Raw genomic sequence first — 13,434 nt, 5'->3', positions numbered from 1 at the left:
GTATATGAATACGCAGCAAGTAGATCAAAAAACATGGTTGTTACAGGCACTGCTCTCAGGTTTTGATGTGGTTGTTGATGCGCATTTAACCATCACGGGTATTGCATTAGATAGCCGGCAAGTTAAACCTGGGGACTTGTTTATTGCGTTGCCGGGTTCTCGGGTGAATGGTCATCAGTTTATCACTCAAGCTGTTGAACGAGGTGCTGTTGGCGTATTAGCTGAGGCAAATAGCGTACTGGCAGAAACACAGTATGACTATGCTATTCCTGTGTTTTTGATGCAGAATTTAAGTACTCAAGTAGGAAGTATCATTAGTCGTTATTTTCATAACCCTAGCGAACATATTCAAGTAATTGGCGTTACTGGCACGAATGGTAAAACATCAACTTCTCATTTTATTGCCCAGTTGTTTAGTGCTTTAAATATATCTGCAGGTGTCATGGGAACGTTAGGCTACGGCATGCTTGATGCGTTAAATGCTAGTTTAAATACCACGCCTAGTAGTTTAGTTATTCAGTCTCACCTTACAGAACTAGTGCAAAAAAGAGTTGCGTATTTAGCGATGGAGGCTTCTTCCCATGGAGTAGAACAAGGTCGGCTTGTGGGTTGTAAGTTTGAAACCATGATTTTTACGAATCTCAGTCGGGATCACTTGGATTTTCATGGCACGATGGAAGCTTATGCGCAAAGCAAGGCTAAGCTATTTGCCTGGCCAGAGCTTAAACATGCCATTATTAATTTGGATGATGATTACGCAGCTTTTATTAAACACTCTGTAGCTGAAACCACAGAGCAAATTACCTACAGTCTAAGTAATGCTTCTGCTGATGTTTATGCAAGTCAGATTCAGTATTTACCTCATGGTATCCAGTGTTTGTTGCATACGCCATGGGGTAGCGTTTTAGCCAATATTCCACTGTTAGGTCACTTTAGTTTGCAAAATGTGTTAGCCGCAGTTGCTGCACTAGGCTGTCATGGGCAGCCAGTTGAGCGAATTGTGGATGCATTATCAGCGCTCAAAACAGTTCCTGGTCGAATGGAGTATTTTGGTGAAGAAAACCAGCCAACAGTTGTTGTTGATTATGCGCATACGCCTGATGCCCTTGCACATTTATTGAAAGCTGTTCGTTTGCACTCTCTGGGTAAAGTGGTGTGTGTTTTTGGCTGTGGTGGTGACCGCGACTCAGGAAAACGTCCTTTAATGGCTGAAGCGGTTGCTCAGTGCGCTGATGAATGTGTGGTGACCAGTGATAACCCTCGCACAGAAGATCCTAGTGCGATCATCAACGATATCATGCCTGGTTTTAAACATGCTCAGCTTCAGGTTCACGTCGAAGTTGACCGAGCTAAAGCAATACAAGAGGCCATCTTAGCGGCGAGGCCAGATGATATTGTTGTTGTAGCAGGTAAAGGTCATGAAGATTATCAAGAGGTTAATGGTCAGCGCTACCCCTTCAGTGACCTTGTGCAAGTAGCAAAAGTATTGAAGGAGTATGCTTATGATTAAGCGCTTGCACTTATCAGATGTTACCTCCGCATTAGATGCTGATTTGCATGGTCAAGATATTGAAATAGGCAATATCGTTACTGATACCCGGCAGTTGCAACCTGGTGACTTGTTTATTGCGTTGCAAGGACCCAATTTTAATGGCAATCACTTTGTCGCTGCTGCTTATGAAAAAGGAGCTAGTGCTGCAATCGTCAGTGAAGTGCAAGAAAATGTGCCTATCCCCCAGTTATGTGTAAAAGATACTCTTCAGGCGCTGGGTAAATTAGCGGCATTAAACCGTCAGTATTACTCTGGAAAGCTGGTAGCGGTTACTGGTAATAGCGGAAAAACCACCGTTAAAGAAATGCTCACTGCCATTATGCATAAGCAAGGGGATGTGCTGGCTACCAAGGGTAATTTAAATAATGCAATTGGTGCTCCATTAACACTTTTGCAGCTTACTGCAGAGCATCAGTTTGCTGTGATTGAGCTTGGCGCAAGTGAGGTTGGTGAAATTGCTTATACGGCAGATTTAGCCCAGCCTGACGTTAGCATTATTACTAATGTGACGCGTGCTCATTTAGGTGGATTTGGGTCTGTTGAAAAAATAGCTCAAGCAAAAGCAGAAATTTTACACGCTTTGCCAGCTAATGGTGTTGCTGTTCTCAATAAAAATGATGTGTTTTTTGATTATTGGCAAGATCAAGCTTCATCATGCCATATTTTGTCATTTGCACTTGATGACTGTGCTGCAGACCTTGAGGCAACAGCCATTGAGCCTTTGCCTAATGGCGGTATGTACTTTAACTTGCGCTATCAAGCACAAGTATTTCCTGTTGAGCTCAAACTGGGAGGTAAGCATCAAGTTGCCAATGCATTAGCCGCTATTGCAGGAGCTATCGCTTTAGGGGTAGCTATTCCCGTGGCTATAAATGCTTTGGCCGAGGTTGAGCCAGTTCAAGGTCGGGGCAACAAGCTGCCAGGAAAAATGGGCGCAGTACTCATTGATGACTCTTATAATGCAAACCCAGGTTCTGTAAAGGCGGCAATTGATTTACTTTCACTGCAGCCTGGGGAACGTGTATTGGTGCTAGGTGATTTAGCTGAGCTGGGCCAAGATGCTGAAGAAATTCATGCAGAATTAGGTGATTATGCTCGAAAAATGGGCATAAACCATTTGTTAACGGTTGGGCCTTTAAGCCAACATACGGTCGCTCGTTTTGGCGAATGTGGGCATGGCTATACGAATAAACAAAATCTTATAGATGAGCTGCAAGCACTTTTAACTAATGAAACAACTGTTTTGGTTAAAGGCTCTCGCAGTGCAAAAATGGAAGATGTTGTTATGGCCTGTTTGGATAGGAATTATGGGAGTAATTAATAAATGCTGTTGTGGTTGGCGGAATTTCTAGCGCAGTATGAAAGCAGTTTTACCGTTTTTCAGTATTTAACATTTAGGGCCATTTTAGGGGTGTTAACATCGTTGGGGTTAGCGCTTTGGTTGGGACCAAAATTGATTAAACAACTGACACATTATCAAATTGGCCAGGCTGTCAGAGATGATGGACCTCAGTCGCATTTGAGCAAGGCTGGAACGCCAACAATGGGTGGCGCGTTAATCCTTGTGGCAATTGCTATTAGTACATTGTTATGGGCTGATCTGGGTAATCGTTATGTATGGGTAGTATTAGGCGTTACGCTGATTTTTGGTGCTGTTGGTTGGGTTGATGATTACCGAAAAGTGATTGAAAAAAATTCGCGAGGACTGCCAGCCCGTTGGAAATATTTTTGGCAGTCAGTTGGAGGGCTTGGTGCAGCAGTTTTTTTATTTAAAACAGCGCCTTCACCTGCAGAAATTGAGTTGATCGTGCCATTTTTTAAAGAAGTGGTTTTGGATATAGGCATTTTTTATATCGTACTGACGTATTTTGTCATTGTGGGTAGTAGCAATGCTGTGAACCTGACCGATGGTTTGGATGGGCTGGCAATTATGCCCACAGTTATGGTTGGAAGTGCTTTAGGTATCTTTGCTTATTTAAGTGGCCATATTGGTTTTGCCGATTATTTGCATATTCCTTATATCGCAGGTGCAGGAGAGCTTGTTGTATTTTGTGCAGCCTTAGTGGGTGCTGGATTAGGTTTTTTATGGTTTAACACTTACCCAGCACAGGTGTTTATGGGGGATGTTGGTGCACTTTCGCTAGGGGCTGCACTTGGTGTTATTGCGGTAATTGTCCGGCAGGAAATTGTGTTATTTATTATGGGTGGTGTGTTTGTTATGGAAACAGTTTCTGTCATTTTACAGGTAGGTTCCTATAAGTTGACGGGACGACGTATTTTTAGAATGGCACCCTTGCATCACCATTTTGAATTAAAAGGTTGGCCAGAGCCTCGTGTTATTGTTCGTTTTTGGATTATCACATTGATTTTAGTATTAATTGGTTTAGCTACCTTGAAACTGCGGTAATAAGAGCATGGAAAAACAACAGGGCTTAATTGCTTCTGATCAACTTCGTGTCATTATTGGTTTAGGTAAAACCGGGTTGGCGTGTGCTCGTTTTTTACAGCAGCAACGTATTAATTTTATTGTTGTTGATAGCAGAGAGTCGCCACCAGAGTTAGCTGTTTTTAGAGCCGAGTTTCCTTTAGTGCAAGTATATCTTGGTGGAATTCCAGAAGAAGTGCTATCTCGGGCTGCAGAACTCATTGTGAGTCCGGGTGTACCTCTCACTGAACCAGCGATTGCGAATGCTAAAGCAAAAGGTGTTCGAGTTATTGGTGATATTGAGTTATTTGGTTATTACTGCGATAGACCTGTTATTGCGATAACAGGTTCTAATGGAAAAAGTACAGTCACCACAATGGTTGGTGACATGTGCAAGGCAGCAGGTTTGAAAACAGGTGTGGGTGGTAATTTAGGTATACCTGCGTTATCACTTTTGGACCGAGGCTTCGATATTTTTGTATTGGAGTTATCTAGTTTTCAGTTAGAAACGGTTGATACATTTGCGCCCACTGTAAGCACTATTTTAAATATCAGTCCAGATCATATGGATCGTTATCCTTCACTGATGGCTTATCATCAAGCAAAGCAAAAAATTTATCGTAATTGTAAAGCCGCAGTGAGTAATAAGGATGATGCTTTAACTCAACCGCTACTGCCACAGCAAATACCTCATGTAATGTTTACTTTGCATGAGCCAGATTTAAAAGAATTTGGTGTTATTGAAGATGATACGGATGGCGGAACATTTTTAGTTAAGGGACAAGATCGGTTACTGAATACACGTGAGTTAAAAGTGGTCGGGCTTCATAACTATGCGAATGCACTTGCAGCGTTGGCGTTAGGATATCAAGCGGGTTTGCCGGTAGAGGCTATGTGTTCTGCTTTAAGAACGTATAAAGGACTTCCGCATCGTTGTGAGTGGGTTGCCGAGAAAAGTCAGGTTACTTTTATTAATGATTCAAAAGCGACTAACGTGGGGGCGGCATCTGCGGCATTAGAAGGCATTGGCTCTGAAATAGCAGGGAAAATAATTCTCATTGCTGGTGGTGATGGTAAAAATGCAGATTTTGATATTTTAGGTGATTTATTCAATCAATATTGTCGTTATCTAGTGGCTATAGGGCGAGATGCTAAACCATTGTTAGCTGTGGGGCGTTCGGCAGGAGTTCCTGGCGAAGAGCATGACACATTACAAAGTGCAGTCAGTAAGGCGGCTGAAATGGCTCAGCCTGGAGATGTTGTTTTATTATCGCCTGCCTGTGCCAGCTTAGATATGTTTGCAAATTATGAAGCACGTGGTAATGAATTTTGTCAGTGGGTCAAGGAGTTAGTGAATGACTAAATCCTGGTGGCCTTGGATATCAAAAAATAATGTCACTATGACGTATGATTTACCGTTAGTTGTAGTGTCAATTATGTTGATTGCCACGGGGTTGGTGATGGTGACGTCCGCATCAACGGAAATAGCCTTTAGCCAGTATGATGATGTTTTTTATTTTTGTATCCGGCAACTGCTTTATTTAAGTGTCAGTTTAGTGGTGGTACTAACGGTTTTAATGGTGCCAATGAGCTGGTGGGAAAGCAAAGGCTGGTTATTGTTTTTATGCTCACTATTGATGTTGTCTGCGGTGTTATTGGTGGGGCGTGAGATTAATGGAAGTAAGCGCTGGGTGAGCCTGGGCATTGCAAATTTTCAACCTTCTGAATTAGCAAAAGTATTCATCATTATTTATTTGGCAGGTTATTTAGTGCGGCGTCAGGAAGAGGTTCGACAACGTTGGTCAGGTTTTTTAAAGCCGATGTGTTTATTGGCCTTAGTTGTTTTTTTACTGCTATTAGAGCCAGATTTTGGCGCGGCTGTGGTGCTGATTAGTGCAGTTGTGGGCATGTTATTTTTAGCAGGGGTGAAACTGTTTTACTTTATTCTGCTGATAATGGCCTGTGGTGGTGCTGTTGCTTTAATGGCATTTTCACAAGCCTACCGCTTACAGCGACTAACAACCTATATCGACCCTTGGGCACATCAGTTTGATAGTGGTTACCAGTTAACTCAGGCATTAATTGCGTTTGGGCGAGGAGAATGGTTTGGCGTTGGGCTAGGTAATAGTATTCAGAAACTGTTTTATTTACCGGAAGCCCATACTGACTTTGTATTTGCTGTGTTAGCAGAAGAGTTTGGTTTAATTGGGGCACTATTTGTCGTATTTATGCTGGTTTTCGTTGCCTGGCGAGCTTTGTGTATTGGAGTAGAAGCAGAGCGTGAAAATAGTTTGTTTTCTGCTTATATCGCTTATGGATTAGGCTTGCTTCTTGGTATGCAGGCATTAATAAATATTGGCGTAAATACAGGACTACTGCCTACTAAAGGGTTAACACTGCCATTATTGAGCTATGGCGGTAGTAGTTTATTGGTGAGTTGTATGGCTGTTGCATTGTTGTTGCGTATTGATTTTGAAACACGAAGGCTTAGAGCTTCTGTTAAAACTAAAAGCAGGAGTAAACGCCGTGAGTGAACAAAAAACATTTGTGATTATGGCTGGGGGTACAGGTGGGCATATATTTCCTGCGTTAGCAACAGCACGACAATTATTAGCCGAGGGACATAGTGTTCACTGGTTTGGTACGCCCAACAGTATGGAAGCTGATTTGATTACAAAAGAAGAAATCCCCATGACATTAATTAATGTTGGGGGACTTCGCGGCAAGGGTGTCCAGCGTTGGGTTAAAGCACCACTCATGATAACCAAAGCAGTTTGTATGGCAAAACACCATTTAAAACGCTTGAAGCCACATTGTGTTGTGGGTATGGGTGGGTATGTTGCCGGGCCAGGTGGAGTGGCAGCAAAGTTACTTGGTATACCACTGGTTATCCATGAGCAAAATGCCATTGCTGGATTTACTAATCGTTTACTCTCACGAATTGCTACACGTGTACTTGAGGCATTTCCTGGTACGTTTGCAAGTTTGCGTAAAGTTTATTGTACAGGTAATCCAGTAAGAAAAAATATTGTTCCTCAGGAAAAAATACATGAAACAGAGTCTAATGAGCGTCCTTTTAGACTGCTGGTGTTAGGTGGGAGTTTGGGGGCTGTTGCTATAAATGAAGTAGTGCCATCTGCTATTGCAGAACTACAACAAAAGCAGTCTATTGAAATCTGGCACCAGACAGGCAAAAAAAACTTAACGCAAACTCAGGCACTGTATAACCAATATGGTGTGAAAGGTAAAATTGAGGCATTTATTGAAGATATGGGGGCTGCTTATCAGTGGGCGGATCTTGTTATTTGTCGCGCAGGGGCGTTAACTATTGCTGAGGTGGCAAATGCTGGTGTGCCTTCAATTCTAGTACCTTTTCCCTATGCTGTTGATGATCATCAGACTAAAAATGCACATTATTTAGTAAGTCATGGTGCCGCAGAGTTGGTTATGCAGCAAGCATTTACTCAAGATCATGTGCAATTATTATTAACGCAATTAATGACTAATAAAGAGCGTTTGACTCAAATGGCCAATGCTGCCCGTTCGTTAGCCAGGCCGGATGCGACAAATGAAGTGGTAGGGCATTGCTTGGAGGTTGTAAAAGGTGGCTAGTACGTTAAATAAACCAGTACCCATGTTCGCTATTCCAGAAATGCGTCGAATAAAGCGTATTCATTTTGTTGGAATTGGCGGTGTTGGTATGTGTGGCATTGCTGAAGTTTTACTTAATCAGGGCTATGAAATTGCTGGCTCAGATATTAAGTCGTCAGCAACGGTTGAGCATTTACAACAGTTAGGTGTTGATATAGCGATTGGCCATCACCAAAAAAATATTATCAATGCCGATGTTGTTGTTGTTTCCAGTGCTGTAGCTGCAAGTAATCCTGAGGTGATTGCAGCAAAAGAAGCTCGTATTCCAATCGTACCTCGGGCTGAAATGCTAGCAGAATTAATGCGTTATCGGCATGGAATTGCAGTGGCTGGAACACATGGAAAAACCACCACAACGAGTTTAATTTCATCAGTACTTGCAGAGGGCGGGCTTGATCCTACTTTTGTCATTGGAGGTAAATTGAATTCTGCAGGCACTAATGCTCAGTTAGGTGCAAGCCGATACCTGGTTGCAGAAGCTGATGAGTCAGATGCTTCGTTTTTGCATTTGCAACCAATGATTGCGGTCGTCACCAATATTGATGCAGACCACATGTCTACCTATGAAGGTGACTTTGAAAAACTAAAGAAAACATTTGTCGACTTTTTGCATAACCTGCCTTTTTATGGATTAGCAGTATTATGTACGGATGATCCTGTTGTGCAGGAAATACTACCATTGGTTAAACGACCAACTATTACCTATGGTTGTACTGAGGAGGCGGACTACCAGGCTGTCAACATAAGCCAGGTTGGGCAAAAAACAAGTTTTACTGCAGTGTGCCCATCAGGTAAGTCACTGGATATTTGTCTCAACATGCCTGGTAGACATAATGTATTAAATGCCCTTGCAACCATTGCTATTGCACAGGATGAAGGCATTGCTGATGAAGATATTTGTCATGCGCTGATGCAATTTCAAGGCGTGGGTAGACGTTTTCAGATATATGGTAATTACCCTGTGGCTGATGGTGAAGTTATGCTGGTTGATGATTATGGCCATCATCCGCGAGAAGTATTAGCCACGATTAATGCAATACGAAATGGTTGGCCAGAAAAGCGTTTAGTGATGATTTATCAACCTCATCGTTTTTCTCGAACACGTGACTTATATGAGGACTTTGTTGACGTTTTATCTGAAGTTGATGTTTTGCTCTTAATGGAGGTGTATGCCGCAGGAGAAAAAGCAATTCCTGGGGCTGATAGTAGAAGCTTATGTCGAAGTATTCGTCAACGGGGAAAAGTAGAGCCAATTTATGTTAAACATCGAGACGATATTGCTTCTATTTTAGATGATGTTTTGTTACCTGGTGATATTGTTATAACACAAGGCGCGGGTGATATTGGTGGTCTTGCGAGTGAATTAGCACAGCACAATTTATTTGTTGGGCAAATAAAAAACAGAGAGTAATGTGGCGATGATAGATGTTGCAAAAGCAGTGATCACACCTGAAGAAGCTGGCCGTATTGTTGTGCTTTATGGCGGGCATACAGCTGAGCGGGAGATTTCATTACTCACTGGGCAAGCAATTTATAATGCATTGGTTCAACAAGGTTTCGATGCTTTTTTATTGGATGTAGACGAAAAAAATCTACGTCAGCAATTATCTCAGCAGACATTTGACAGGGCATTTGTCGCCTTGCATGGTCGCTTTGGAGAAGATGGTACCATCCAGGGATTGCTGGAAATGTTTAATATTCCCTATACAGGTTCAGGGGTATTAGCCAGTGCTCTCGCTATGGATAAGTTTCGATCAAAATTAGTCTGGCAGGGATTGGGCTTGCCAACACCACCTTATCAATTATTTCGAAAAGGTGAGTCACAATCTTTAACAATTGATTTGCCGTGTATTTTAAAGCCTGTGCATGAAGGCTCTAGTGTTGGCATGACAAAAGTAAAAAGTTGTGAAGAGTTGCAGAGTGCACTTAAAAAAGCCTATCAGTTTGATGAACAGGTATTAGCGGAAACCTGGGTAACAGGACGAGAGTTTACCGTTACGATTTTGCATGGTGAGGCATTGCCTGCCATCGAGTTAAAAACACCACGAGAGTTTTATGACTATGAGGCAAAATATACTACAAACGATACTCAGTATATTTGCCCATGTGAGCTTGAAAATGAGCAGCGTAAGCAGCTGACAAAGCTTGCACTTGAAGCATTTTCTGCCTTGGACTGTGAAGGTTGGGGACGTGTCGACATTATGCAAGATGAATCGAACAATTTTTGGTTATTGGAGGTCAATACAATACCAGGCATGACAACACATAGTTTGGTTCCTAAAGCAGCTAAAGTGGCGGGAATCGATTTTAACCAGCTGGTGATGTCTATTTTAGCGACTTCCAAAAGTTGATTATTTGCCAAACAGTTTGGGTAAAGCGATAATGCTTGACGTGTATGGTTACAGTGATGTCAATGTGAGAGGTAGACGAAAAAAAACGCGTGGAGCAAGCCGCAATACTTCGAATAAAAAAGGAAGCCGTGCGTTCGTTTTTTATCTAAAAATCGTCGGGAAACTATTGGCATTATGCGGTATTATTTTTATAGGGGGGTATACTTGGCCTTACATTGAAAAAAAAGTAAATCAACCTATAGCTAGAGTAAAGGTGCAAGGTAAATTTGCTGCATTAAAAGAGCAGCATGTTCAGCAGACAATAGAACCTTTTCTTGAGCAACGTTTTTTTAGTTTAAAGATAAAAAAGCTACAGATAGCATTAGAGCAGCTACCATGGGTAGAAACTGTCGTTATACGGCGACTCTGGCCTGACCAGCTTGCTGTCCATATAATTGAACAAATACCTGTAGCACGATGGAATCAACGTTCTTTATTAAACGCTAATGGAGAAAGTTTTACCCCAGATGATGTTAGTGGGTTTGAAGGGTTACCACATTTGGTAGGACCTAAAGGTACTCAATTAGAAATGATGAAGCAATACCATTCTATCAGTCAACAGTTGAGGCCTATAAAACTAAACATTGTATCACTACAACAAAGTGAACGGGGTAGTTGGACGTTAAAAGTAAATGGGTTAAAGATTTTGCTGGGGAGAGATGATCTTTTAGAAAAAATGCAACGTTTTGCGCTGATTTATAAAGCGGAGTTGCAAACGCAAAAGCAACGAATTAAATCTGTTGATGTTCGTTATTCAAATGGTGTTGCAGTTGCTTGGCGAGAACAACGTGGTTAAACGTCGTATTTAATGAATATGAAAGTATGAAAATAGTTGGCGTAAGAAGGTCTGATTGAATGGCTGCTGCAACTGGCGGAAAAATGATTGTGGGACTAGACATTGGCACTTCTAAAGTAGTGGCCATTGTTGGTGAGCTTAATGATGAAGGCTCACTGGAGATAATTGGTATTGGCGCACATCCTTCTCGTGGTCTTAAAAAGGGAGTGGTGGTTAATATTGAGTCTACCGTTCAGTCCATCCAGCGTGCTATTGAAGAGGCAGAATTAATGGCTGGCTGCCAGATCCACTCTGTGTATGCAGGTATCGCGGGTAGTCACATTCGTAGCCTTAACTCTCACGGTATTGTAGCTATTCGTGATAGAGAAGTGACGACTGCAGATATTGCGCGGGTTATTGATGCTGCACAGGCGGTAGCCATTCCTGCAGACCAAAAAATATTGCATATATTACCTCAGGAGTATGTTGTTGATACTCAAGAAGGTGTGAAAGAACCGTTAGGAATGTCTGGGGTGCGTCTGGAAGCTAAGGTGCATCTGGTGACATGTGCAGTAAATTCAGCACAAAACATCGAGAAGTGTGTTCGACGCTGTGGTTTGGATGTAGAAGACATAATCCTTGAACAATTGGCATCTAGCTATGCCGTTTTGACTGATGATGAAAAAGAGCTTGGTGTGTGTTTGGTTGATATCGGTGGGGGCACGACAGATATTGCCATTTTTACTGAGGGTTCTATTCGACACACTGCGGTTATTCCTATTGCGGGTGATCAGGTTACAAATGATATTGCTATGGCCCTAAGAACCCCAACTCAGCATGCTGAAGAAATCAAAATTAAGTATGCCTGTGCATTAACACAGTTGGCTGGCGCTGAAGAAATGATAAAAGTGCCAAGTGTGGGTGATAGGCCACCAAGGGACTTATCTCGTCAAGCGTTGGCGGAGGTAGTAGAGCCTCGCTATGATGAGCTGTTTACGCTAGTCCAAGCAGAGTTGCGCCGTAGTGGTTTTGAAGACCTTGTTGCTGCGGGCATTGTTTTAACAGGAGGAACCGCAAAAATGGAAGGGGCCGTTGAGTTGGCAGAAGAAATATTTCATATGCCAGTTCGACTGGGTGTTCCACAAAATGTGAAAGGTTTGGCTGATGTTGTACAGAACCCGATCTATTCAACAGGTGTCGGATTATTAATGTATGGCATTAAACATCAAAAGGAAGGCCAGTTAAGTGTGCCTATTCGGGAATCACAAGAAGGGATCCTCATGCGGGTTAAACAGTGGTTTCAGGGTAACTTTTGATAATGACGAGAACCTGGGGTGTGGACTACAACCTTACGCAAAACAGATGTGAAGCGATAGAAAGGAGAGGGTTATGTTTGAGTTAGTCGATAATGTACCGCAAAACGCGGTCATTAAAGTCATCGGCGTCGGTGGCGGAGGTGGCAACGCTGTAAACCACATGTTAAGTAAGCATGTGGATGGGGTGGATTTTATCTGTGCAAACACAGATGCCCAAGCATTAAAGCATTTACATGCAAAGACATTATTACAGTTAGGTACCGCTATTACCAAAGGGCTGGGGGCTGGAGCCAATCCTGATGTTGGCCGTGATGCAGCTATTGAAGACAGAGACCGTATTGCTGAAGTGCTTTCTGGTGCTGATATGGTCTTTATTACAGCTGGCATGGGTGGTGGAACAGGAACAGGTGCTGCACCTATAGTTGCACAAGTTGCTAGAGAGCTTGGAATTCTGACAGTAGCCGTTGTTACTAAGCCATTCCCTTTCGAAGGCAAGAAGCGTATGGCTATTGCCAATGAAGGGATGATTGAGTTGGCAGATAATGTTGACTCACTGATTACTATTCCTAATGAAAAACTACTGCCAGTGCTTGGTAAAGATGCCAGTTTACTTTCTGCATTTAGTGCAGCAAATGATGTATTACTGGGAGCTGTGCAAGGTATTGCAGACTTAATTATACGCCCAGGTATGATTAATGTTGACTTTGCAGATGTACGTACCGTCATGTCTGAAATGGGAATGGCTATGATGGGAACGGGTTCTGCAACAGGGTCTAATCGAGCCGTTGAAGCTGCAGAAGCAGCAATTCGTAGCCCATTACTGGAAGATGTCAATTTACATGGGGCTCGAGGAATTTTGGTAAATATTACAGCAGGTCTCGATCTTTCTTTGGGTGAGTTCTCAGAAGTGGGTAATACTGTAGAGCAGTTTGCATCCGAAAATGCTACCGTAGTAGTCGGTACTGTGATAGACCCCGATATGTCTGATGAGTTACGAGTCACTGTAGTGGCTACAGGCTTAGGTGAGAATGTAAGTTCAGAAAAGCCAGTTAAAGTTGTAGATAATACGAAAAGTGACGGTACGTTAGACTACAATAAACTGGATAAGCCTACGGTCATGCGTAAGCAAGCTGCTGCAGAAAGTTCATCAACAAAGGCTGTCAAGCCTGACGCAGCTCGTAACTCGGATAATATGGATTACTTAGATATTCCTGCTTTTTTAAGAAGACAAGCAGATTAGCCTGGCGTTGTTCGCGAAAAGTTGGTGATAAAGAACAACTTTGGTACAATCGCCGGCTCTGTGTAACTCTATGCAGGATTTTGAC

At 42.5% G+C, this 13,434-nt stretch carries 11 protein-coding genes; all 11 read left to right on the top strand.

The features are described 5' to 3' along the window. Positions 1-4 precede the first annotated feature (4 nt). On the top strand, positions 5-1,510 hold the full coding sequence (locus F607_RS0100295; protein ID WP_084611039.1) for a UDP-N-acetylmuramoyl-L-alanyl-D-glutamate--2,6-diaminopimelate ligase: 1,506 nt from the start codon (positions 5-7) through the stop codon (positions 1,508-1,510). Continuing rightward, positions 1,503-2,873 carry a UDP-N-acetylmuramoyl-tripeptide--D-alanyl-D-alanine ligase gene (locus tag F607_RS0100290; protein WP_027706430.1) on the top strand — a complete coding sequence of 457 codons (1,371 nt, stop codon included), beginning with the start codon at positions 1,503-1,505 and terminating at the stop codon, positions 2,871-2,873. The genes F607_RS0100295 and F607_RS0100290 overlap by 8 nt, the downstream gene beginning before the upstream one ends. A gap of 3 nt (positions 2,874-2,876) precedes the next feature. After that, on the top strand, positions 2,877-3,959 hold the full coding sequence (mraY, locus tag F607_RS0100285; RefSeq protein ID WP_027706429.1) for a phospho-N-acetylmuramoyl-pentapeptide-transferase: 1,083 nt from the start codon (positions 2,877-2,879) through the stop codon (positions 3,957-3,959). Positions 3,960-3,966: 7 nt separating this feature from the next. Next, positions 3,967-5,340: a UDP-N-acetylmuramoyl-L-alanine--D-glutamate ligase gene (murD, locus tag F607_RS0100280; RefSeq protein WP_027706428.1), complete on the top strand. Its 1,374-nt coding sequence runs from the start codon at positions 3,967-3,969 to the stop codon at positions 5,338-5,340. After that, positions 5,333-6,511 carry a putative lipid II flippase FtsW gene (gene ftsW, locus F607_RS0100275; protein ID WP_051310597.1) on the top strand — a complete coding sequence of 393 codons (1,179 nt, stop codon included), beginning with the start codon at positions 5,333-5,335 and terminating at the stop codon, positions 6,509-6,511. The genes murD and ftsW overlap by 8 nt, the downstream gene beginning before the upstream one ends. Further along, complete coding sequence (gene murG, locus F607_RS0100270; protein WP_027706426.1) at positions 6,504-7,589, top strand: undecaprenyldiphospho-muramoylpentapeptide beta-N-acetylglucosaminyltransferase; 1,086 nt, start codon at positions 6,504-6,506, stop codon at positions 7,587-7,589. The genes ftsW and murG overlap by 8 nt, the downstream gene beginning before the upstream one ends. 22 nt (positions 7,590-7,611) lie before the next feature. After that, complete coding sequence (murC, locus tag F607_RS0100265) at positions 7,612-9,039, top strand: UDP-N-acetylmuramate--L-alanine ligase (protein WP_027706425.1); 1,428 nt, start codon at positions 7,612-7,614, stop codon at positions 9,037-9,039. Between the two features lie 7 nt (positions 9,040-9,046). Next, positions 9,047-9,979, top strand: a complete 933-nt coding sequence (locus tag F607_RS0100260) for a D-alanine--D-alanine ligase (protein WP_038289414.1) — start codon at positions 9,047-9,049, stop codon at positions 9,977-9,979. Between the two features lie 31 nt (positions 9,980-10,010). After that, entirely contained in the window at positions 10,011-10,814 is an 804-nt protein-coding gene (locus F607_RS0100255; RefSeq protein ID WP_038289367.1) for a cell division protein FtsQ/DivIB, read from the top strand. A 59-nt stretch (positions 10,815-10,873) separates the two neighbouring features. Continuing rightward, entirely contained in the window at positions 10,874-12,109 is a 1,236-nt protein-coding gene (gene ftsA / locus F607_RS0100250) for a cell division protein FtsA (protein WP_027706422.1), read from the top strand. A 73-nt stretch (positions 12,110-12,182) separates the two neighbouring features. After that, positions 12,183-13,349 carry a cell division protein FtsZ gene (gene ftsZ, locus F607_RS0100245; RefSeq protein ID WP_027706421.1) on the top strand — a complete coding sequence of 389 codons (1,167 nt, stop codon included), beginning with the start codon at positions 12,183-12,185 and terminating at the stop codon, positions 13,347-13,349. Positions 13,350-13,434 lie beyond the last annotated feature (85 nt).

This window comes from Zooshikella ganghwensis DSM 15267 (assembly GCF_000428585.1).
Taxonomy (GTDB): Bacteria; Pseudomonadota; Gammaproteobacteria; order Pseudomonadales; family Zooshikellaceae; genus Zooshikella; species Zooshikella ganghwensis.
The sequence above is the reverse complement of the archived record's forward strand: the minus strand, read 5'-3'. Positions and strand labels throughout refer to the sequence as shown.